The organism is Brevundimonas sp. M20, assembly GCF_006547065.1.
Lineage (GTDB): Bacteria > Pseudomonadota > Alphaproteobacteria > Caulobacterales > Caulobacteraceae > Brevundimonas.
Genome location: NZ_CP041243.1, coordinates 2,119,121 through 2,138,810, shown reverse-complemented (window position 1 = coordinate 2,138,810; position 19,690 = coordinate 2,119,121). Strand labels below are relative to the sequence as shown.

Annotated in this window: 23 protein-coding genes and 1 tRNA gene; 9 read left to right on the top strand and 15 right to left on the bottom strand. The window is 67.4% G+C overall.

What is annotated here, in order from left to right; genetic code table 11:
* Nucleotides 1-54: 54 nt before the first annotated feature.
* From tgt to queA, 3 genes are read right to left on the bottom strand one after another with little or no spacing between them, the layout of a single operon-like run.
* Complete coding sequence (gene tgt, locus FKQ52_RS10455; RefSeq protein ID WP_141627124.1) at nt 55-1,170, bottom strand: tRNA guanosine(34) transglycosylase Tgt; 1,116 nt, start codon at nt 1,168-1,170, stop codon at nt 55-57.
* Complete coding sequence (locus FKQ52_RS10450) at nt 1,167-1,640, bottom strand: hypothetical protein (protein WP_141627123.1); 474 nt, start codon at nt 1,638-1,640, stop codon at nt 1,167-1,169. Before FKQ52_RS10450 ends, tgt begins: the two co-directional genes overlap by 4 nt.
* On the bottom strand, nt 1,637-2,869 hold the full coding sequence (gene queA / locus FKQ52_RS10445; protein WP_141627122.1) for a tRNA preQ1(34) S-adenosylmethionine ribosyltransferase-isomerase QueA: 1,233 nt from the start codon (nt 2,867-2,869) through the stop codon (nt 1,637-1,639). Before queA ends, FKQ52_RS10450 begins: the two co-directional genes overlap by 4 nt.
* Nucleotides 2,870-2,980: 111 nt before the next feature.
* Here queA and FKQ52_RS10440 point away from each other — a divergent pair, with 111 nt between their 5' ends.
* The 5 genes from FKQ52_RS10440 to FKQ52_RS10420 all read left to right on the top strand — a co-directional run bounded on the left by FKQ52_RS10440 (nt 2,981) and on the right by FKQ52_RS10420 (nt 6,628).
* The gene (locus FKQ52_RS10440) at nt 2,981-3,397 is read left to right on the top strand and encodes a hypothetical protein (RefSeq protein ID WP_141627121.1); all 417 of its coding nucleotides are present in this window, start codon (nt 2,981-2,983) and stop codon (nt 3,395-3,397) included.
* 47 nt (nt 3,398-3,444) lie between these two features.
* Nucleotides 3,445-3,996, top strand: coding sequence for a hypothetical protein (locus tag FKQ52_RS10435; RefSeq protein WP_240811625.1), 552 nt, complete (start codon nt 3,445-3,447; stop codon nt 3,994-3,996).
* A complete protein-coding gene (locus tag FKQ52_RS10430; RefSeq protein WP_141627120.1) occupies nt 3,944-5,626 on the top strand; it encodes a lysine--tRNA ligase in 1,683 nt (560 codons plus the stop codon). The genes FKQ52_RS10435 and FKQ52_RS10430 overlap by 53 nt, the downstream gene beginning before the upstream one ends.
* Before the next feature lie 67 nt (nt 5,627-5,693).
* Entirely contained in the window at nt 5,694-6,071 is a 378-nt protein-coding gene (locus FKQ52_RS10425) for a hypothetical protein (protein WP_141627119.1), read from the top strand.
* 77 nt (nt 6,072-6,148) lie between these two features.
* A complete protein-coding gene (locus FKQ52_RS10420) occupies nt 6,149-6,628 on the top strand; it encodes an SH3 domain-containing protein (protein WP_141627118.1) in 480 nt (159 codons plus the stop codon).
* A gap of 147 nt (nt 6,629-6,775) precedes the next feature.
* Here FKQ52_RS10420 and FKQ52_RS10415 read toward each other — a convergent pair whose 3' ends face one another.
* The 8 genes from FKQ52_RS10415 to FKQ52_RS10380 all read right to left on the bottom strand — a co-directional run bounded on the left by FKQ52_RS10415 (nt 6,776) and on the right by FKQ52_RS10380 (nt 12,275).
* Nucleotides 6,776-7,411, bottom strand: a complete 636-nt coding sequence (locus tag FKQ52_RS10415) for a helix-turn-helix transcriptional regulator (protein WP_141627117.1) — start codon at nt 7,409-7,411, stop codon at nt 6,776-6,778.
* A gap of 35 nt (nt 7,412-7,446) precedes the next feature.
* Nucleotides 7,447-8,190, bottom strand: a complete 744-nt coding sequence (locus FKQ52_RS10410) for a phosphodiester glycosidase family protein (RefSeq protein WP_141627116.1) — start codon at nt 8,188-8,190, stop codon at nt 7,447-7,449.
* A 159-nt stretch (nt 8,191-8,349) separates the two neighbouring features.
* Nucleotides 8,350-8,778 carry a hypothetical protein gene (locus FKQ52_RS10405; RefSeq protein WP_141627115.1) on the bottom strand — a complete coding sequence of 143 codons (429 nt, stop codon included), beginning with the start codon at nt 8,776-8,778 and terminating at the stop codon, nt 8,350-8,352.
* 88 nt (nt 8,779-8,866) lie between these two features.
* A complete protein-coding gene (locus FKQ52_RS10400) occupies nt 8,867-9,208 on the bottom strand; it encodes a hypothetical protein (protein ID WP_141627114.1) in 342 nt (113 codons plus the stop codon).
* 39 nt (nt 9,209-9,247) lie between these two features.
* The gene (locus FKQ52_RS10395; RefSeq protein ID WP_141627113.1) at nt 9,248-9,667 is read right to left on the bottom strand and encodes a hypothetical protein; all 420 of its coding nucleotides are present in this window, start codon (nt 9,665-9,667) and stop codon (nt 9,248-9,250) included.
* A 64-nt stretch (nt 9,668-9,731) separates the two neighbouring features.
* Complete coding sequence (locus FKQ52_RS10390) at nt 9,732-10,130, bottom strand: PaaI family thioesterase (RefSeq protein ID WP_141627112.1); 399 nt, start codon at nt 10,128-10,130, stop codon at nt 9,732-9,734.
* Complete coding sequence (locus tag FKQ52_RS10385) at nt 10,127-10,603, bottom strand: PaaI family thioesterase (protein ID WP_141627111.1); 477 nt, start codon at nt 10,601-10,603, stop codon at nt 10,127-10,129. The genes FKQ52_RS10390 and FKQ52_RS10385 overlap by 4 nt, the downstream gene beginning before the upstream one ends.
* 70 nt (nt 10,604-10,673) lie before the next feature.
* Nucleotides 10,674-12,275: a response regulator gene (locus tag FKQ52_RS10380; protein ID WP_141627110.1), complete on the bottom strand. Its 1,602-nt coding sequence runs from the start codon at nt 12,273-12,275 to the stop codon at nt 10,674-10,676.
* 202 nt (nt 12,276-12,477) lie between these two features.
* On the opposite strand from FKQ52_RS10380, the gene queC reads away from it, so the two are divergent.
* From queC to FKQ52_RS10365, 3 genes are read left to right on the top strand one after another with little or no spacing between them, the layout of a single operon-like run.
* Nucleotides 12,478-13,188 (top strand): 7-cyano-7-deazaguanine synthase QueC, encoded by a 711-nt coding sequence (gene queC / locus FKQ52_RS10375; protein ID WP_240811808.1) that lies wholly within the window; start codon nt 12,478-12,480, stop codon nt 13,186-13,188.
* A complete protein-coding gene (gene queE / locus FKQ52_RS10370) occupies nt 13,185-13,820 on the top strand; it encodes a 7-carboxy-7-deazaguanine synthase (RefSeq protein WP_141627108.1) in 636 nt (211 codons plus the stop codon). Before queC ends, queE begins: the two co-directional genes overlap by 4 nt.
* On the top strand, nt 13,820-14,188 hold the full coding sequence (locus tag FKQ52_RS10365; RefSeq protein ID WP_141627107.1) for a 6-carboxytetrahydropterin synthase: 369 nt from the start codon (nt 13,820-13,822) through the stop codon (nt 14,186-14,188). Before queE ends, FKQ52_RS10365 begins: the two co-directional genes overlap by 1 nt.
* Here FKQ52_RS10365 and FKQ52_RS10360 read toward each other — a convergent pair.
* The 4 genes from FKQ52_RS10360 to FKQ52_RS10345 form a co-directional block, all read right to left on the bottom strand.
* Nucleotides 14,185-14,877, bottom strand: a complete 693-nt coding sequence (locus tag FKQ52_RS10360) for an alpha/beta fold hydrolase (protein WP_141627106.1) — start codon at nt 14,875-14,877, stop codon at nt 14,185-14,187. The two genes, FKQ52_RS10365 and FKQ52_RS10360, sit on opposite strands and share 4 nt — an antisense overlap.
* A 32-nt stretch (nt 14,878-14,909) precedes the next feature.
* On the bottom strand, nt 14,910-15,167 hold the full coding sequence (locus tag FKQ52_RS10355) for a hypothetical protein (RefSeq protein ID WP_168196832.1): 258 nt from the start codon (nt 15,165-15,167) through the stop codon (nt 14,910-14,912).
* 70 nt (nt 15,168-15,237) lie between these two features.
* Nucleotides 15,238-15,314: transfer RNA gene (locus FKQ52_RS10350), tRNA-Val, on the bottom strand.
* Nucleotides 15,315-15,414: 100 nt separating this feature from the next.
* Nucleotides 15,415-18,594, bottom strand: a complete 3,180-nt coding sequence (locus FKQ52_RS10345) for an autotransporter outer membrane beta-barrel domain-containing protein (protein WP_141627105.1) — start codon at nt 18,592-18,594, stop codon at nt 15,415-15,417.
* A 200-nt stretch (nt 18,595-18,794) separates the two neighbouring features.
* Between FKQ52_RS10345 and FKQ52_RS10340 the strand changes: the two genes are divergently transcribed.
* Nucleotides 18,795-19,688, top strand: a complete 894-nt coding sequence (locus FKQ52_RS10340; RefSeq protein ID WP_141627104.1) for an SPFH domain-containing protein — start codon at nt 18,795-18,797, stop codon at nt 19,686-19,688.
* Nucleotides 19,689-19,690 lie beyond the last annotated feature (2 nt).

The window sequence follows — 19,690 nt, the reverse complement described above, 5'->3', positions numbered from 1 at the left end:
GGGTGTGCGTATTGCGGCACCGCGGTCGCCCCCGACACCCGATGCCTCACACCCTCAGTTCGAGGTGTGCCGCGCGTGGAAGTCCTTGCGGAACTGGTCGAAGCGACCTTCCGAGATGGCCTCGCGCATGGCGGCGGTCAGGGCCTGGAAGAAGGCGATGTTGTGCCAGCTGAGCAGGATCTTGCCGAGAATTTCGTCGGCGCGGATCAGGTGGTGCAGGTAAGCCTTTGAATAGTCCTGCGACGCCGGGCAGGGGACTTCCGGATCGAGCGGATCCTGATCCTCGGCGAAGCGGGCGTTCTTCAGGTTGATCGGACCGTTCCAGGTCCACGCCTGACCGTGGCGACCGGCGCGGGTGGGCAGGACGCAATCGAACATGTCGACGCCGCGCCACACGGCCTCCACGAGATCAATCGGCTTGCCGACGCCCATCAGATAGCGGGGGCGGTCCTTGGGCAGGAACTCCGGCGCGTAGTCCAGCACCTCGCACATGGCCTGATGGCCTTCGCCGACGGCCAGACCGCCGATGGCGTAGCCGTCGAAGCCGATCTCCTGCAGCCGCTCGGAAGATTCCTTGCGCAGGTTCTCGTAAGTCGAGCCTTGCTGGATGCCGAACAGGGCCTGTGTGTCGCGCGTGGCGAAAGCGTTTTTGGAGCGCAGGGCCCAGCGGGCGGACAGCTCCATTCCCTCGCGGGCGCGCTTCTCCTCGGCGGGCCATGCGACGCATTCGTCCAGCTGCATGACGATGTCGGAGCCCAGACGGTCGGCCTGGATCTCGATGGAGCGTTCCGGCGTCAGGACGTGTTTGGAGCCGTCGATGTGGCTGGAGAAGGTCACGGCCTCCTCGGTCAGCTTCGAAATGCCCGACAGGGACATGACCTGAAAGCCGCCCGAGTCGGTCAGGATCGGCTTGTCCCAGCGCATGAAGTTGTGGAGGCCACCGAGGCGCTCCATCCGCTCCGGGCCGGGGCGCAGCATCAGGTGATAGGTGTTGCCCAGCAGGATGTCGGCGCCGGTCTGTTTCACCTGATCCACGGTCAGGGCCTTCACCGTCGCGGCGGTGCCGACGGGCATGAAGGCGGGGGTGCGGATGTCGCCGCGCGCGGTTTTCAGGACGCCGGTGCGGGCGCGGCCGTCAGTCTTGGAAATCTCGAACGGAAAGGTCATCAGTCGGTCAGCTTGTCCAGCGCCTCGGCGCGCTGCAGGTCCTTGGGGCGTCCGAAGCGGCGGGCCATGGCGGCCTGTTCGGCGGTGCGTGGGGTCGGGATGTGGCGATCCTGAACCGGGCGGTCAACGCGGGTGCGGAAGTTGACCGGGGCCCAGCCGTCGTCGGTCTTCACCTCCAGCCCGACCATGATCTCGATGGGGACTGGCGTGCCGTCGATCCGGGCCAGCAGGCGCGAGCGGAAGCGGTCGGGGGCGGGCGGGGTGATGATCTGGCCGCCGAAGGCATCGATCAGCTCCTCGGCGGTCTCCTGCGAGGTCAGGATATCGATGTCGGGGACCGGCTGATCGGTCACGCCGGACAGAGCCATGGCGGCGCCGCCGAAGACGATCCAGTCATTGCGGAGATCCAGCGCCTCGGCCGTGGCGGCCAGCATCTCCAGGCTCTGGATCAGGGGGCGGGGAAGGGCGGTCATGCCTCGGGGCTCCGGAACAGCAGGCTGCCGTCGCCGTAGGAATAGAAGCGATAGCCGTCGCGGATGGCGTGGGCGTAGGCGGCCTTCATGGTGTCCAGCCCCGCGAAGGCGCTGACCAGCATGAACAGGGTCGACTTCGGCAGGTGGAAATTGGTCATCAGCACATCCACGGCGCGGAAGCGGTAGCCGGGGGTGATGAAGATGGCGGTGTCGCCGTGGAAGGAGCGGACCACGCCGTCCTCGCCGGTCGCGCTTTCCAGCAGGCGAAGCGAGGTGGTGCCGACGCAGACGATGCGGCCGCCGCTCGCGTGGACGGCGTTCAGGGCGTCGGCGATCTCCTGCGAGACCTCGCCCCACTCGGAATGCATCTTGTGGTCGGCGGTGTCGTCCGCCTTGACCGGCAGGAAGGTGCCGGCGCCGACGTGCAGGGTCACGGCGTGGTTCGAGACGCCGCGCGCCTTCAGGGCCTCCAGCAGGGCCGGGGTGAAGTGCAGCCCCGCCGTGGGGGCGGCGACCGAGCCGTCGTGTTCGGCGAAGACGGTCTGGTAGTCAGACCGGTCGCGGTCGTCCTCGGGGCGCTTTGCTGCAATGTAAGGCGGCAGGGGCATGACCCCGACGTCGCGGATGGCGTCGTCCAGCGCCGGGCCGGTCAGATCGAATTTCAGGGTGACGAGGCCGTCGTCGCCTTTTGAAACCACGACCGCGTTCAAGCCCTCCCCCTCGAGGGGGGAGGGTTGGGTGGGGGTGGTGGCAGGATGGGGGGAGATTTGCGACGTCGGGTTCGATGCGGCCTCATGCGCCTCATCTTGAAGCGGACTGCCTCCACCCCATCCCCCGACCCCTTCCCCCTCGAGGGGAAGGGGAGGTGAGAAGACGATGCGGTCGCCCGCCTTGATCCGCTTGCCCGGCTTCATGAAGGCGGACCAGACGTCGGGGGCGTCGCGGTGGTGCAGGGTGGCCTCGACCTCGACGGTCAGGGTGCCGCCGTCCGCGCCCCCAACCCCGGGGTTGGGCCGCTCGCGCACGCCGGACAGGCGGGCAGGGATCACGCGGGTATCGTTGAACACCAGGGCGTCGCCCGGACGAAGGAAGTCGGGCAGATCGCGGATGATCCGGTCGTCCAGCCCATCCTGACGCACCACCAGCAGGCGGGCGGAATCGCGCGGCTCGGCGGGGCGCAGCGCGATGTGGTCGTCGGGCAGGTGGAAGTCGAAATCAGCGGTCTTCATCAGGCGGCGCAAAGGCCATGCGTCTGAGGCGCGGTCAAGGCAGGGAACAGGATGGGGGCTGAGACCTTGTGTCAGCCTGACCACAAGGCGGGGATCGGGCAGGATGGACCCATGAAGCTGATCCCCGTTCTCGCCGTCTCCGCCCTACTGGGTCTCGTCGCCGCCTGTGATGAAGCGGTCTCCACCCTGCAGGAGATCGAGGACACCGCCGCCAAGGCCTCGGCCACGGCGAACGAGATCAACACCCGCGCCGACCAGATCCAGCAGGCGGCCAATGATCCCGTCGGCGCGCTGCGCGGCGTGGTGACGACCAATCTGACGAAGATGCCGACCGACCAGCCGGGCATCTATGTGCTGACCGACGTGCAGACCGGCTGTCAGTTCCTCGCCACCTATCAGGCGGACGGCACGACCGTCGCCAGCGTCGCCCCGCGCGTCGAACAGACCGCAGACGGCGGCACGCGCCAGCGCTGCATCGCGCTTCCGGGAGCGGGATCGGGCGACGCGCAGGCTGAGGCCGAAGGCTGATCGTCCTGCCGGATTGAACCGGCGCGCCTCCCGTCGGTTGGGGCGGTATGAAAACCCCTGACCTGCTCCCCTCCGCCCTGATCGGCGCCGTCGCCAGCGCCCGGTCGATGACGCCCATGGCCGCTCTCGCCGCCGCCCATCTGGCGAAGCGAAAGACGCCCGGAAAGCTGCGCCTGCTGACCCATCCGCTGTTCACGGCGGGGGCGCTGGCGATGGGGGCGGGCGAACTGTACGGCGACAAGATGAAGTCGGCGCCGGACCGGACGGTGTTTCTGGGCCTGCTGGCGCGGGTGATGAGCGCCGGGATCGCCGGTAGCGCATTGGCGCCGAAGGGGCGGGAGCGGGCTGGCGGGCTGGTCGCGGTTTTGACCGCCGTGCCGCTGGCCTATCTGACACTGGCGGGCCGCAAAAAGGCCATGCGCCGGATCGGCCAGACGAAAAGCGGGCTGATCGAGGACCTGCTGATCGTGGCCTCCGGCGCGGCCGTGGTGGCGGGGGCGGTACGGAACGTTGACCGCAGCGCCCTGAGGCGGCAAAGCCCCTTCCATGCTGCAGAACATCGAACATCTCGCGCGCGACGCCAGGTCGTGGCCGTTTGAACAGGCCCGCAATCTTCTGAACCACGTTCTGAAGAAGCGGCTGAGCGACGCCGAGCGGGATGCGGCGAAACTGCTGATCGACGCGGGCAAGGCGGATGAGGCGCTGGCGACCTTCCCGGCGCTGCAGCGGCCGGTGATCCTGGAGACGGGCTACGGTCCGTCGGGCCTGCCGCACATGGGCACCTTCGGCGAGGTGGCGCGCACGACCATGGTGCGCAACGCCTTCCGCGCCCTGACCGGTGACCACTGGCCCACGCGCCTGATCGCGTTCAGTGACGACATGGACGGCCTGCGCAAGGTGCCGGAGGGCATTCCGAACCCGGAGATGCTGCGCGAGGACCTTCACCTGTCGCTGACCCGCGTGCGCGATCCGTTCGGCACCCACGACAGCTTCGGCGCGCACAACAACGCCCGCCTGCAGGCCTTCCTCGACAGCTTCGGCTTCGACTACGATTTCATGAGCTCGACCGAGACCTATCGGTCCGGCCGGTTTGACGAAGTGCTGCTGCGCCTGCTGGAGCGGTTCGACGCGGTCATGGCGATCATGCTGCCGACGCTGGGCGAGGAGCGGCGCGCGACCTATTCGCCCTTCCTGCCGGTCAGCCCGATCACCGGCCATGTGCTGCAGGTGCCGACGCTGGAGCGCAACGTCGAGACCGGGACCATCACCTTCGAGGACCCGGCGGGCGAGCCCGGCAACCGGACGGAAGTGCCGGTCACCGGTGGTCATGTGAAACTGCAGTGGAAGCCCGACTGGGCCATGCGCTGGGTGGCGCTGGACGTCGATTACGAGATGTCGGGCAAGGACCTGATCGAGAGCGTGCGCGAGTCGTCGAAGCTGTGCCGCGCCCTGGGCGGCACGCCGCCGGAAGGCTTCAACTACGAACTCTTCCTCGACATCGAAGGCAAGAAGATCTCCAAGTCCAAGGGCAACGGCCTGACGATGGACGAGTGGCTGCGCTACGGCACGCCCGAGTCGCTGAGCTGGTACATGTTCCAGTCGCCGAAGTCGGCCAAGTCGTTGCACTTCAACGTCATTCCGCGCGCGATCGACGACTATCTGTCGTTCATCGACCAGTTCCAGACGCAGGAGCCGGCCAAGCAGATCGACAACGCCGTCTGGTCGATCCACGCGGGCAACCCGCCGAAGGTCGCCAGCCCGGTGTCGTTCAGCCTGCTGCTGAACCTCGTCGGCGTGGCCAACGCCTCGTCCAAGGAACAGCTGTGGGCGTATTTCGCCAAATACCTGCCCGAGGCGACGCCGGAAAATGAGCCGACGCTCGATCGGCTGATGGGCCATGCCCTGAACTACTATGAGGACTTCGTGAAGCCGACGAAGTCGTACCGCCTGCCGACCGAACAGGAGAAGGCCGCGCTGCTGGATCTGGCGGAACGGCTGAAGGCGCTTCCGGCGGACACGACGGACGGCGAGACGATCCAGAACGAGGTTTATGCTGTGGGCAAGGCGCACGCCTTCGAGCCGCTGCGGGCGTGGTTTGGGACGCTGTATGAGGTGCTGCTGGGCGCGTCGCAGGGGCCGCGCTTCGGCTCATTCGCCGCCATCTACGGCCTGCCGCAGACCATCGCCCTGATTGAAGCGGGCGCGAACGGCGTTCTGGCTGAGGGATAGTCCGTATCCCTTCATCCGCGAGTCCTTAAGGCGGAGCCTTCAGGGATGGTCGGATCAGGAGGGCGCGGTGACGTATCGTATCGATGACGCCGAACAGGTGTTCCATCTGGACCTGACAGGCCGGTCGGCCCGGCAGGCGATGGAAGACGCGCTTGCGATTCTGGACACCCGCCCGGAAATCCGCGGCTGGGACTGGACCCTTTTGCTGCCGGAAGGGGCGACGGACATCACCGTGGACGACGTGGCCACCTTCGCCGCTCGTTTTCCGAAGCAGACGCGCGAGGCGGTCTCGATCTTCATCAGCGAGGACCGTTATCTGCACCTGTGGGCGCGGGTGATGGATTTCCAGTTCCCGGGACGCACGCATCTGGTCGTGCCGGACGCCGCGTCCGCCGCGCGGGTCATCGGTCAGCGCCGGTCGGCAACGAAGATGAACCGAATATAACGACAGGGCTCCGGGAGCCTTCAGCTTGAGTTGGGCATTCTCCCTCCATCGACCAACTCGATGACAGGAGCAGAGCCATGTCGAACAAGAAATTCACCGTCGCTATCGCCGCCGCCGCCATGCTGGGTGGTCTGGCTCCGATGGCTCTTCCGACCGTCGCCTCGGCCCAGCAGGCCAACGGCATCACGAACTGTGACGCCCCCGGCGGTCGCCAGCGCGCCGGCGCCCTGATCGGCGCGGTAGTGGGTGGTCTGGCCGGTAGCCAGATCTCCAGCAATGAACGCGCCCTCGGCGCCGTCGGCGGCGCCGCCGCCGGTGCGGCCGCGGGGTCGTACATCGGCTGTAACCAGCAGCGCGCCCGCGCCGAGGCCGCCCAGAGCGGCGCCCAGTATCGCGCCACGTCGAACCTGAACATCCGTTCGGGCCCGGGCACGCGATATCGCACCGTGGGTCGACTGTCGGCCGGTCAGCCGTTCTCGGCCGTCGGCTCGCAGGGTGAGTGGGTCCAGATCGCCGGTGGCGGCTGGGTGAACGCCCACTATGTCTCGACCTATTAAACCCATCCTCCCCCGATGAAGATGAGGGCCGCTCCGCAAGGGGCGGCTCTTTTCTTTTGGGGCGCTACCGCTCGCGCCGCAGGCGCTCGCTGCTTGAGCGCGTCTTCGGTGCTAGCGCTCGCCGGGCGGCGGCTCGCTGCCTGAGCGTTACTGGCTGACCCAGAGGATACGGCCCATCCAGACGATGTCGGCGCGGTTGACGGCGCGCGGCGGGTAAGCGGGATTGATGGAGGCCAAGGTGACCGATTTCGCGGTCAGCGCCGCGACCTCCTTGGCCAAGGTCTCGCCGCCGGTGGTTCGCACGACGACCCGGTCGCCGCGTCGGACATCGGACGCCTCGCGGTCCACGATCACCTTGTCGCCTGCCCGATAGAGCGGCGCCATCGAGTCGCCGACGATCCGCAGGCTGAGCAGGCTGTCCGACCGGCGGGGCAGCGCGGTCTGCTCCCAGCCCTCGCCGACGGGCAGGCCCGCGTCGTCGAAGAAGCCGTCCTGACCCGCCTGGGCCATGCCGAGCAGGGGGATGGTCTCCAGCCGCTCGGGCGCGTCCTGGGCCAGGGTGGCGAAGTCGCCGAGCGAGAGGCCGGTGACCTCAAGAATGCGGGTCAGGCTTTCGGTCGAGGGCCAGCGCGGACGGGGCGGCTGGCCGGGGCCGAACCGCTTGGAGGGATTGAAGCTGGTGGCGTCCAGACCCGCTCGCTTCGCAAGCGCGGAGGCGCTGATGCCCTCGCGACGCGCCAGACGGTCGATGGCGGTCCAGATCTGGGTGTGGGAAAGCGGCAAGCCAACGAATCCTGTGGATCGCTAGGAATATCCACCTATGAGTCTTTCGCGTCAACCATGAGTACGGGGCCCGCGGGGGCTGCGCCGCCGACGATGGGGGCCGAGGGTCCGGCGAGGGTGGAGACCGCGCCGTCCAGGAACAGGGCGTTCGGGCAGTCCAGAGCCTCCTGGAACAGGCGGGCGAAGGCGCCAAAGCTGACCCGGTCGCGCGATATGGCGACCACCACGGTCCCGTCGGCCTGTACGCCGACGCCGTTGCGGCGATAGCGGGAGGCCCCGTCCGCGGAGAAGGCCGGGTGCAGGGCTCCGTCGATCACCAGCAGGGGGCCGGACTGGGTGGCGAAGGCGGTGTCGGGGGCGGTCTTCCATCGGGCGGCGTCCACGACGCGGGCGCGACCGGCGCGGTCGACGGCGAAGACGCCGTTGGGCTTGAGTTGGAAATTCCCCGGCCCGTCGTTGCGGTTGAGCCGCGACAGGGTCACGCCTCCTTCGATCAGCAGGCCGATGGCGTTCAGTTCGGGGTCATACATCCCGGCGTTCATGGCCAGAACGGGCGGCCGGCCGGCGGCGGTCCGGGCGCGCACCGCATCCATGACGGTCGCGGTCGGGTCGGCCTGACCGTCGTTATGAACGATGGAGATCGCGTACCGGGTCGGCGGCAGGATGCAAACCACATAGGTCTGGCCGTCGAACAGGCTCTCCTGACAGGGGGCGGGCAGGGCGGTGGCGGTCGGTACGGACGGAACCCGCTCGGGAGCGGGGCTTCGCAGCCAGATCAAGCCGCCCCCGCCGAGGATCAGCAGGCCGGCCAGCAGGGTCCGGGTGCGGCCGGGCCGGCTCAGTCGCGGACGCTCGGCTCAGGCGGGAGACCGGCCACGATGTGCCGCATGCCGGTGAGGGTCTGGTTCCGAATTTCAGCCATGATGGACGACCCGTGGCTACTCCAGACCGGCGGCGCGGCGTTCCTGCCAGGCCCAGAAGGTGCCCACGGCGATCGCAACGAGGACACCGTAGCTGGCCAGATTGATGACCGCGAAGAAGGCGCCGGGCGCCGGGCGAATATCTATGAGGGTCAAAAGGTGGCTCATGACGGTCAGGGACTGCAGGGCGCAGACCCAGATCGGCCACGCGCGACGGCTCTTCCAGGCGAGGCCGACACAAACGGCCAGGAAGACCGCGTCAATGGCCATAAGCGGCCACTGGACGCCACCGGTGGCGCCCTTGTCTTGCACAAGCTGCGAGGCGAACAGCCCAAGCATGTAGGCGCCCGCGCCCACACGCTCCGGCTCGTCGCCCTTCAGAAACGCAAACGCAGCGACCAGCACCGCGATTGCGAAGCCGATTTGCGATGCGAGGGTGTCAAACATGAAATCGCCCCCATGCCGTTCGGCATGAGGGCGACTTTGCATCGAGTCTGCGCAAACCGGAATGACCGGCAGCGGACATTACGCCGAATTAAACCGCGCGGAGGCGTCCGACCGGCTTCTGCTCCGGACCGGTTTCAGCCGGCTTGTCCAGAACGCCGATGGCGTAGGTGCCCCAACCCATGCGGCGGTGGTCCTTGGCGAGCTCTTCGTGGCTGGCCACGATGGCCGAGCGGGCGGCGCTGAGAGCGGCGATGACTTCCATGGCCTTGGCTTGCGCCTCGGCGCCGGCCACCGGCGACACGCCGAGGGCGGTGCGGGCGCCGATCATCGACTGAACGAGCGTGGTCGCCTGGACGATCGCGGCGTCGACAGCCTGTTCGGTCGCATTCAGGTCGCCCGCGACGCTGGCGATAACTTGAGCCTTATCCATCACACCCTCCAAACAATAAAAAACACGGTAAGCGGTGTCTTAACACGGAACGGTGGTGTTCGGTAGGATTTTGTTTGCCTTGTTTGTCAGGGATTTGTTCACCATGTCCGCGTCGGCGGGGCGCACGCCGCCGCCGCCGCCGCCCCCGCCGATCGGGGGTTGCTCTCCGGGCTTGTCGAGAGGGCCGACCGCGAGGACGTCGAGGCCCAATTTCCGGGCGAGGGCGGCCAGCGCCGTATGGGTCTGCACCAGGTGGGAGCGGGCTTCGGCGAGCGAGCTGATGCTGGCGGCGGCGCCGTCAAAGACCTTCTGACCGGCGACGGCGGACAGGAAGGCGTCGGCCCGGGCCGCGGGCAGGGCGGCCGCCAGGAAGGCGGTTTCCGCCAGCGCCTGATCAATCGCGGCTTCCGCCGCGAACAGGCGGCCGGCCAGGGTTTCACCGATGGATTGTCTGGACATGGCTGTTTCTCTCCGTGGCGGAATGCCACGAAGAGCTACAACCATAAGATGTCGGTTAATGCAACTAAAGGTCGTGTTGTGCTACCAGGAAGTGTGCGCTCAGGCTGGCGATGGGGTTGGCTTCGTCGTCCTGCCAGGCCTCAGCCTGCACATGGGCGACGCGCCGCCCGGCCTTGCTGATCCGGGCGCGGGCGTACACGTCCTGCGGGCGTCCAGAGCGGAGATAGGTCACGGTCACATTGATCGGCCGGGGCAGTTCAAGGCGCGGATACAGCACCGCGACCTGCGCCACGGCCGTGAGTTCCAGCATGGCGGCGGTCGAACCGCCGTGAAGCGCGGGCAGGACGGGGTTGCCGATCAGTCGGTCCGCGAACGGCATGGTGACGGTCAGAAGGTCCCCGTCGCGCCGGGTCAGAAGGCCCAGGAACCGCGCATAGGGCAGGGTCTCGAGAAGGTCGCTCATGCGTCGGTCTCCCGACGGGGCTTGAGATTGGCCCCGGCGCCGCGCCCGTCGCTCGAGTTCAGGATGTAGGCCGACTGGGCCGCCGCGACCGGATCCTCGATGTCATCCTCGAACGCCCAGGCCCGGACGAAGGCGATGGACCGGGTCAGGCGATAGCAGCGCGCCTCCGCGATCAGGCCGCTGCGGGGGCGTGCGGCGCGCATGTAGTCCACGCGCAGGTCGAGGGTGGCGATGGGCTCGAACCGGTCCAGACCGACCCAGACAGCCATGCCGCCGGCGTGGTCCAGCAGGCTGGTGACCAGTCCTCCGGCCAGAACGTCCGTGTCCGGATCGCCGACCAGATCCTCGCGCCAGGGGACCTTGAGCCGGACGCGGTCGCCCGTGACGCCGTCAAAGGTGAAGCCCAGGGCGTGCGTATGGGCGGACGCCGAGGCGAGTTGCGGCAGCAGGGCGACGAGCGGGGAGACGGACATGGGCCCTATGTCTCTCCCGCAAGCGATTCCGTGCAAGCGGGAGGGCGTGTTTCGCGCGGCCCCGAAGCGGTCAGGCGACCGAGCGGGCGTCCGGGGCTTCGCCCATTTCGGTCATGGCGGCCTGTTCCAGCGCGGCGTTCATGGCCATGCGCAGGCGTTCCGGCTTGATCGGCTTCTCGACCACGGCGGCCATGCCGATGGTCAGATATTTGCGCGCGTCCTCGGGATCGGCGTTGGCCGTCAGGGCCACGATGGGGATGCGGCTGACCGGACCGTCGAGGGCGCGGATGGCCTGGGTGGCCTGAACCCCGTCCATGCGGGGCATCTTGATGTCCATCAGGACCAGATCGAAGCGGCGTTCCTGAACGGCCTCAACCGCTTCGACGCCGTCTTCCGCGGTCTCGGAGGTGCAGCCGAACATCTCGCACAGGGCCTGGGCCACCACGCGGTTGGTCGCATTGTCGTCCACGATCAGGATGTGAGGGGTGTCCTGCAGGTCCAGTTCGGACAGGCTCTCGACGTTGGACGCCGGAGCGGCCTCCATCTCGGCGCGCTCGACGTTCAGATCGAAGGCGAAGGTGGCGCCGCGGCCGGGATTGTTCTCGGCCCAGATGCGACCGTCCATGCGGTCCACGATCTGACGGCAGATCGACAGGCCCAGACCGGCGCCGTCCGGCCCTGATCCGTGCACGAAGGGTTCGAAGATGGCGTCGACACGGCTGGCGTCGATCCCCGGGCCGTCGTCGCGCACGCGCGCTTCAAGCCGGATACGCTCGCCGCTCGCCGTGGCCTTCAGACCGGCCTCGACCACGCCGTTACGGGCGAATTTCAGGGCATTGCCGATCAGGTTGTTGAACACCTGCTTGATCCGGATCGAATCGAGCACGGCGGCCAGCTCGGTGTCGCCCTCATAGCTGACCATCAGGGTGACATTGTCCTGCGAGGCGCGCGGCGCCCACATGGCCTCGACGTCGTCCATCATGGCCCGCAGGGGGGTCGGTTCGGCGTTCAGCTCCAGCTCGCCGGCCTCGGCGCGCGACAGGTCCAGCGCGTCCTGCAGGATGCGCAGCAGGGTTTCGGACGACTCCACGATGGTGGCGACATGGGCGTGCGCCTGGGCGTTGAGCGGCTGACGGCGCAGGAGTTCGGCCACGGCCAGCACGCCGTTCATCGGCGTGCGCAGCTCATGGCTCATGATGGCGAGGAACTGGCTCTTGGCCCGGGCGGCGGCGAGCGCCTGCGTGCGGGTGTCGGACAGTTCGATGTTCTGGAGGCGCTGGCGCTCGTTCACCGCCTGCAGCAGCGATATGGCGGTTCCGACGCCGTGATACTTGCCGTTCCGGGTGACGATGAAACCGCGCATCAGGGCGCTGGGGCCGCCCTTGAGCAGGATGTCGCAGAAGGCGTCTATCTCGACTCCGGCCTCGACCACGGCGGGATCGGCGTCCATCACGTGAATGACGGGGCGACCGGCGTAAAGCGCGTGTCCGAAGGCGCCCGCGATCTTCAGCAGAAAGGCGTTCCGTTCGATCAGTCCGACCGGGCGGTCCCCATCGACAACCGGGATCACCAGGGTGTCGGGCTCACGCTCGAAGCGCGCGAAGACATCGCTGCCCGGCGTCTCGGGCGCTATCGCCTCGGCGCGTTCGGTAAGGGTTTCGATTGTCGGCATACTGGCCGGCACTCCACTGGGACCGGTGGACATTGCGTCAGAACGGTTTGCAGAAGGGTTAAGAGCGGATCGTTCGCCCTCTTGTCGCCACTTTTGCGCTTGGACCGGCGCGGGTGTAGAAGGCCGGTCCGCCGAAATCAGGCCCCATCCCCTTGTCCATGCGCGCGGCCGACCGGCCGACCGCAGGTTTGTCATGAGCGAATTGTCCCCAAATCCTGCAAAATCGGCCCTTGTCCTGTTCTCCGGAGGGCAGGACAGCGCGACCTGTCTCGCCTGGGCGCTGGAGCGGTTCGACCGGGTCGAGACCGTGGGCTTCGACTACGGCCAGAGGCATGTGGTCGAGATGGAAGCGCGTCTGAACGTGCGCGAGGGGATGGCGAAGGTCCTGCCGGGGTGGGCGGACCGGCTGGGGCCGGACCACGTGGTGGACCTGACCGGCTACGGCAGGATCGCCGAGAGCGCCCTTACCGCTGAGCGCGCGATCGAGATGGATGCGCGCGGGCTGCCGACGACCTTCGTGCCGGGGCGCAATCTGGTCTTCCTGACCTGCGCCGCCGCGCTGGCGGACCGGCGCGGGCTGGAGGTGCTGGTCGGCGGCATGTGCGAGACTGACTTCTCGGGCTATCCCGACTGCCGCCGAGACACCATCGAGGCGATGGCGCGGGCGCTCAGCCTGGGGCTGGACAAGCCGGTGGTGATCGACACGCCCCTGATGCATCTGACCAAGGCGCAGACCTGGGCGCTGGCCGACCGCATCGGCGGGGCGGCGCTGGTGGAGCTGATCGTCGAGGCGTCGCACACCTGCTACCGGGGCGACCGCGAGCACCATCACGACTGGGGCTATGGCTGTGGCGACTGCCCGGCCTGCGAACTGCGCGCGGCGGGTCATGCGGAGTGGGTCGCCGGTCAATGAGCTACGCGGCCAAGGAAATCTTTCTGACGGTGCAGGGGGAGGGCGGTCAGGCCGGCCGCCCGGCGGTCTTCCTGCGCTTCGCCGGCTGCAATCTGTGGAACGGGCTGGAGCGGGATCGCGCCACCGCCGTCTGCACCTTCTGCGACACGGACTTCGTGGGCACGGACGGCGACGGCGGCGGAAAGTTCGCCACGGCTGACCTGCTGGCCGCCCACGTCGATGGGATGTGGCGCGGGCGGGCGGGGGATCCGAAGCTGGTCGTCTGCACCGGCGGTGAGCCTCTGCTGCAACTGGACGCCCCGCTGATTGACGCGCTTCACGCGCGCGGCTTCGAGATCGCCATCGAGAGCAACGGGACCCTCGCCGCGCCGGACGGCATCGACTGGGTCTGCATCAGCCCCAAGGCGGACGCCGAGGTGATTCAGGTCAAGGGACAGGAACTGAAGCTGGTCTACCCGCAGGCCAAGGCCATGCCGGAACGGTTCGAGGGGCTCGATTTCGAGCGCTTCTGGCTGCAGCCGATGGATGGTCCGGATCAGGCGGCCAACACCGCCGCCGCCATCGAATACTGCCTGACCCACCCCCAATGGCGCCTGAGCGTCCAGACCCACAAGTACATCGGCGTCCGCTAATGCCCATCTTCGAGATCACCAAACAGGCCACCTTCGACGCGGCCCACCACTTCCCCAATGAACCCGAGGGGAGCATCTATCGCCGCGTCCACGGCCACTCGTTCACGGTCGAGGCGACGGTGCGGTCCGAGGTGCTGGACGTCGAGCACGGCTGGGTCGCCGATCTGGGCGCGCTGGACCACGCGCTGAAGGCCGCCGCCGAGAAGCTGGACCACGGAATGCTGAATGAGCATCCGGGATTGGAGCTGCCGTCGCTGGAGAACCTGTGCCTCTGGTTCGCCGCGCAGCTGAAGCCGGAGTGGCCCGGGCTGTGCCGTATCCAGGTCGCGCGCCCGACGATCAACGAGCGTTGCGTGCTCAGCCTTTAGGCCTTCAGCCACTCGACCAGCGCCGTGGTGACGGCCTCCGGCTGTTCCAGGGTCGAGATGTGGCCGGCGTTCGGGATGGTCACGGTCTTCGCGCCGGGGATCGCCGCGCCCATCTCATGCGCCATTTCCGGCGGGGTAAGGGCGTCCTGCTCACCGACAAGCACCAGTGTGCGGACTGCTATCGCGGACAGGAACGGGCGGGAATCGACCCGGCCCATGATGGCCCCTTGCTGCCGGGCGAAGCCCTCGGGACCGACCGCGCGACCCATTCGGGTCAGGGTGTCGATCAGGGCCTGATGGCCGCGATGATCGGGATGCACGAGGTTCGGCAGCGTCATGGCCAGAACCGTGCCGTAGCCGCCGTTCAGGGCCGTTTCGACCATCCCCTTTCGCAGCCGTGTCTGTTCGGCGGTATCCGGTCGCGCCGAGGTGTCCAGCAGCGCCAGCTTCACCACCCGCTCAGGGGCTTGTCGCAGGATTTCCAGCGCGATGTAGCCCCCCATGGACAGCCCGCCGAGCGCGAAGGTCGGCGGGGCGTCGCGCAGGATGGCCGAGGCCATGGCGCCGATGGTGTCGCCTTCCAGCGTGGAAGCCACGGTCACCGGGCCATGCGACCAAAGGGCCGGCAGCTGGGGCGTGAACAGTTCGGCCGTACAGATCAGGCCGGGAATGAGCAGGATGGGGATCATGGCGGGAGCCTACGACCCCGGGGCCGGTCCGGCTAGCAGTCCTGACCGCGGCGCTGGCGCTGTTCGCAGCGGCGTTGCTCGCGTTCCCATCGCCGCTGGTCGCGTTCGCGCTTGGCGCGGGTCTCTTCGTCAGAGGTGGTGACGGCGTCCACGCCCGCGCCGACGACCTTGGCGCTGGTCCCGACGACGGCCACCCCGGCGTCCACCACGGCTCCCACAAGACAGCCCTGAAGCATCAGTCCCCCGGCCAGAACGGCGGACAGGGCGGTGGCGCGTTTGATGAACTGCATGGCGATTCTCCCGACCGCGCAGGGTTAACCCGCGATTGGTGAACACAGTCTGACGGCGATGACCGGAATATGGTGGGCGGCGAGGGGTTCGAACCCCCGACCCCCTCGGTGTAAACGAGGTGCTCTGACCAGCTGAGCTAGCCGCCCGGTCGCGTGAAGCGAGGGGCCTTGTAGGCTGGCTCTGCAAAAAGAAAAAGGGCCGCCGGTGATCCCGACGGCCCTTTTGTCGTTTGACGCCTGACCGGCCCTAGAACCGGAAGCTGGCTCGCAGGAACAGCATGTAGCGGACGTAGTTGTCGAGCATTTCGGCGTCGGCGCTGACCGACAGCATGCCCAGTTCGTTGCCGACGTTCAGGCGGAAGCCGACGATCGGACCGCCACCTTCGATGGTGTCGGGCGACAGGGTGAAGTCGGGACCGCCCGAGCGGAAGCGGGCGATGGTCTCACCCGGATCGACCGAGATGTTCTGGCGCCAGCCGAGGCGCAGCTCCGGCTTGAGCCAGCTGTTCTGGCCCATCGACATGCCGATATTGATCGCGGCGGTGGCGGAGAACAGGTGACCGTCGCGGTCGTCGATGTCCAGATCGAAGCCGTCGCCGCCGCCTTCTTCAAGGTGGCCGTCCTCGCTGAGCGAGAAGTACTCGATGTAGCCTTCGGGGCGGATGCTGAAGCGACCGAAGTTGCGCTCGTAGGATGCGCCCGCGGCGGCCGACAGGGTGAAGCCGTTCCAGTCCGAGGTGCTGGTCAGGTTCAGGCCCGCGCCGACGAACCGACGCTCGGACTCGAAGGTGGCGTAACCGGCGGCCGCACGGGCCCAGGTCGTCCAGTACTGTCCCTGGGCGCGCCAGTAGAGGCCCAGCTCCAGCAAGTTGGCGGTCAAGACCTCTTCGGCTTCCGATTCCGGATCCTCAAGGTCGGAGGAGGTGAAGGCGACCGACAGACCTAGGGCGCCCAGGCCGGTGCCGCGCTCAACGCCGCCCGCGATGCCGAAGCCTTCCGAGCGGAAGCCGTAGGAGTCCGTTTTTTCCTTGTCGGCGTAGAAGTTGATTTCCTGCACCCAGGCGCTGGTCTCGCCCGGCGCGGCCGAGGCGTTGCGGCCGGTCAGGGCGCGGGTCACGGCGTCAACGCCCGACGCCAGCGACACCAGCGGACCGCCCGAATGATCGGGCAGGAGCTGTTCGTACAGGTTGATGAACTCATCGCGACCCAGTTGGGCCAGGAAGGCGGCGCGCATGTCCGCGTCGCGGCTCAGCGAGCTGTAGAAGGCGTCGTACATCGACGCTTCCACCGAGATCAGGCCGGCTTCCTGCGTCGTGCGCTGGCGCACGTCCGCGTAGACGGTGTTGTTCGCGTTATCGATGCCGCCTTCAACGACGTAGAGATAGGGCGAGTTTTCCTGGAACGAGTCCATATTGATCGCGCCGGCGTTCAGGGTGCCCGCGTTGATCAGGTCAAAGCGGGCGGGGCCGTCCAGCAGCGAGTTGAAACGCACGCCCAGACCCGCGCCGTCGGCCAGGGTGGCGGTTCCCGACACGTTCATGCCGCCCGAGGCGTTATTCGCCGCCGGGTCGATCGTGACGATCAGATTGCCGTCGGCGCCGATGTTCAGGCTCGAGACATCCAGAACGCCCGTCTGGCGGGTTTCCAGCACCCCGTCGCTGATGTTGACAGCGAGATCGCCGTCGGCGTTCGAAATGGCGCCGCGGACCAGACCGCCGCCGGAAATGTTGAGCACGTCGGCGCCCGCGCCAAACGAGATGTCGCCGTCGATATAGCCGTTGCGGACATCCAGAACATCCGCGCCCGAGCCGAACCGCACATCGCCGATCGTGATCGGCTCATTGGTGTCGGTGACGCCGTCGCCGTCCGTATCCGGATCAGCGTCGGTGGGGGTGCTGGCGATGCCGTCCTGGATAAAGGTGACGCCGGTGGTGTTCGCGGAAACGTCGATCGCGACGCGCTGGCTGGTGATCGGGTCACCATCTTCGTTGGCGCTCGAGACGGCCTGGATCGAGCCGGTGTTGGTGATCGAGGTCAAGGTGCCGCTGAGGTCGCGGATGCCGTAGACATCGGCCACGCCGCCGCCCGTGGAGGCGAGAAGCGTGCCGTCGTTGTTGATCGAGGGCAGGTTTGCGCCGGCGTCGATCTGGATGGTCGTCCCGGTCGCGGCTACATCGCTGGACATGCCTGCGGTGATCGCGCCGTTGTTGAAGAAGGTCGGGGTGGAGGAGCCTTCGCCGAACCGCACGGCGGTGGCGTTGGCCTCATACGCCAGGCTGGCGATGGTGCCTTCGTTGCGGACGCCGCCGTCAATGACCACGGCCTGGCCCGGATTGCCGCCGAACACGATGGCGTTCGCGGCGATGCCGTCATAGACGCCCTGGCCGGTGACCGTGCCGCGGTTGATGAAGCCGTAGGCGTTCGTGCCCGTGCCCGCGACGCCCAGGGTGATGGAGTCGGTCGTCGAGCCGACCTGGATCGCCGCAGCCGAGCCGAAGCTGTTGATGTTGCCCGTGGTTTCGTTGGCGTCGGGAATGCCGTCGCCGTCCTCGTCGGCGTTGTTCGCGTCCGCTTCAGTCGGCGGGCGATCCACCACCACGCCGCCCGAGACATTGCCTGTGACCAGCACGGCCGGGCCGCCCTGGAGCATGTCTTCAGCATCGAGCTTCGCGATGAACTCATCGCTGCCGCGGGTGGTGTAGCGATAGCCGGACGCGTCGATGCTGCCCTGCAAGGTCAGGCGACCATCAACATCGTTGCCGATCAGGACGGCCGAGCTGTCGGCGCCGCGCGCCGTGATGGTGCCCAGCAGATTGACCGGGCCGGTGACGGTTCCCAGCGTGCGCAGGCCGATCGAGTTATCGCCCATGATCCGGATCAGGCCGAAATTATCGAGACGACCGACCAGGTTGCTTTCGACCGAGACACCGTAGGAATTGTTGCCTTCGACCGCGACCGCGCCCGCCTGTCCGATGATCAGGTTGCCCGTCGTGTCGCCGCCCGCCTGGAGGCGGATGCCGTACCGGTCGGAGCCGGTCGCCCAGGGACCGTCGAAGTCCCCGTCGCTGTCGGTGTCGGGGTAGTCGGTGATGGAATCGGTCAGGGTGATCGAACCGTCGACGCGGATGTTCGTCGTCAGACCCGGATCCACCAGAACGCCCGTCGCGCCGCTGGCGGCGTTGGTCATGCTGATCGAGCCGCCGGCCGAAATCACCAGATTATTGCTGGAATCGATCGTGACGGCCGTGCCTGTGGTCAGCACGATCGAGCCGGCGTTCGAAATCTCGATATTGTCGGGACCCGTGCCCGTCGCGGTCGAGGTCCGGATGGGCGTGGTCCGCGACGTGCTGATCACGACGTCGGCCGCCGCCTGGGACGCTGCCAGCAGGGGAGCGATCGCCACCGCGGTCGCGAGTAGAATACGCATTCGAAAGAAACCCCTGTGGACGACACGCCAGAGACGCAGGTGATCCTCTAACAGGGACCGTACCAGCGTGCCTCAAGTTTCTCGAATTTGAGGCGAATGCAAGGCCGAAGGCATTTCCTGTCCCGCTTCAGGACGGTGGCCAGTTGCCAAATTCGAAATCAAAGTGATATCACTTTCATATCGACTTTGGAGAGGGGCTCATGACTAACACCACCCATTCGAAATCCACGGAACGCCCGGCGGCCACCGCCAATGGCGTTCTGGTGCTGCTGATCGGGCTGGCCCTGACCGTCGGCGGTCCGGCGCTGATCGCGCAGGATCCCGACAATCTTGTCTTCGTGATCGCCGGAGTCACTCTGGCCACGGTTGGTTTGCTGTTGATGTGCGGCCTCTATTCGCTTCAGCCCAATGAGGGTTCGGCGATCCTGCTGTTCGGCGAATATCGCGGCACCGATCGCAAGACGGGCCTGCGCTGGGTTCTGCCCTGGTACACGCGCAAGAAAATCAGCCTGCGTGTTCGCAACCTGACCAGCGACAAGCTGAAGGTGAACGACAAGCGCGGCAGCCCGATCGAAATCGCGGCGAACGTCGTCTGGCGCGTCGAGGACTCGGCGCAGGCCCTGTTCGACGTGGATGACTATCAGGCGTTCGTGAATATCCAGGTGGACACGGCCCTGCGCGACATCACCTCGCTGTACGCCTACGACCACGGCGAGGAGGAGTCCGAGCCGGAGCTGACCCTGCGGTCGGACGCAGAGGATGTCGCCGCCCGTCTGCGCGATGAACTGGTTGGGCGGGTGAAGGTCGCCGGCGTCGCCATCGACGAGGCGCGGCTGGCCCACCTGGCCTATGCCCCTGAAATCGCCGGCGCGATGCTGAAGCGCCAGCAGGCCGAGGCTGTTCTGGCCGCCCGCCGCCTGATCGTGAAGGGCGCCGTCGGCATGGTCGAGGCCGCCCTGAACGATCTGGGCGAGCGCGGGGTGGTCGATCTGGACGAGGACCGCAAGGCGGCGATGGTCTCGAACCTTCTGGTCGTGCTGTGCGCGGACCGGGAAGCGCAGCCGGTCGTCAACACCGGCACCCTGTACGGCTGATC

What these genes read in the sequence shown, in the direction of transcription:
- FKQ52_RS10450 (WP_141627123.1), bottom strand. Translation starts at nt 1,640, where the DNA reads ATGACCGCCCTTCCCCGCCCCCTGATCCAGAGCCTGGAGATGCTGGCC.
- queA (WP_141627122.1), bottom strand. Translation starts at nt 2,869, where the DNA reads ATGAAGACCGCTGATTTCGACTTCCACCTGCCCGACGACCACATCGCG.
- FKQ52_RS10440 (WP_141627121.1), top strand. Translation starts at nt 2,981, where the DNA reads ATGAAGCTGATCCCCGTTCTCGCCGTCTCCGCCCTACTGGGTCTCGTC.
- FKQ52_RS10435 (WP_240811625.1), top strand. Translation starts at nt 3,445, where the DNA reads ATGAAAACCCCTGACCTGCTCCCCTCCGCCCTGATCGGCGCCGTCGCC.
- FKQ52_RS10430 (WP_141627120.1), top strand. Translation starts at nt 3,944, where the DNA reads ATGCTGCAGAACATCGAACATCTCGCGCGCGACGCCAGGTCGTGGCCG.
- FKQ52_RS10420 (WP_141627118.1), top strand. Translation starts at nt 6,149, where the DNA reads ATGTCGAACAAGAAATTCACCGTCGCTATCGCCGCCGCCGCCATGCTG.
- FKQ52_RS10405 (WP_141627115.1), bottom strand. Translation starts at nt 8,778, where the DNA reads ATGTTTGACACCCTCGCATCGCAAATCGGCTTCGCAATCGCGGTGCTG.
- FKQ52_RS10400 (WP_141627114.1), bottom strand. Translation starts at nt 9,208, where the DNA reads ATGGATAAGGCTCAAGTTATCGCCAGCGTCGCGGGCGACCTGAATGCG.
- FKQ52_RS10395 (WP_141627113.1), bottom strand. Translation starts at nt 9,667, where the DNA reads ATGTCCAGACAATCCATCGGTGAAACCCTGGCCGGCCGCCTGTTCGCG.
- FKQ52_RS10390 (WP_141627112.1), bottom strand. Translation starts at nt 10,130, where the DNA reads ATGAGCGACCTTCTCGAGACCCTGCCCTATGCGCGGTTCCTGGGCCTT.
- FKQ52_RS10385 (WP_141627111.1), bottom strand. Translation starts at nt 10,603, where the DNA reads ATGTCCGTCTCCCCGCTCGTCGCCCTGCTGCCGCAACTCGCCTCGGCG.
- FKQ52_RS10380 (WP_141627110.1), bottom strand. Translation starts at nt 12,275, where the DNA reads ATGCCGACAATCGAAACCCTTACCGAACGCGCCGAGGCGATAGCGCCC.
- queE (WP_141627108.1), top strand. Translation starts at nt 13,185, where the DNA reads ATGAGCTACGCGGCCAAGGAAATCTTTCTGACGGTGCAGGGGGAGGGC.
- FKQ52_RS10365 (WP_141627107.1), top strand. Translation starts at nt 13,820, where the DNA reads ATGCCCATCTTCGAGATCACCAAACAGGCCACCTTCGACGCGGCCCAC.
- FKQ52_RS10360 (WP_141627106.1), bottom strand. Translation starts at nt 14,877, where the DNA reads ATGATCCCCATCCTGCTCATTCCCGGCCTGATCTGTACGGCCGAACTG.
- FKQ52_RS10355 (WP_168196832.1), bottom strand. Translation starts at nt 15,167, where the DNA reads ATGCAGTTCATCAAACGCGCCACCGCCCTGTCCGCCGTTCTGGCCGGG.
- FKQ52_RS10345 (WP_141627105.1), bottom strand. Translation starts at nt 18,594, where the DNA reads ATGCGTATTCTACTCGCGACCGCGGTGGCGATCGCTCCCCTGCTGGCA.
- FKQ52_RS10340 (WP_141627104.1), top strand. Translation starts at nt 18,795, where the DNA reads ATGACTAACACCACCCATTCGAAATCCACGGAACGCCCGGCGGCCACC.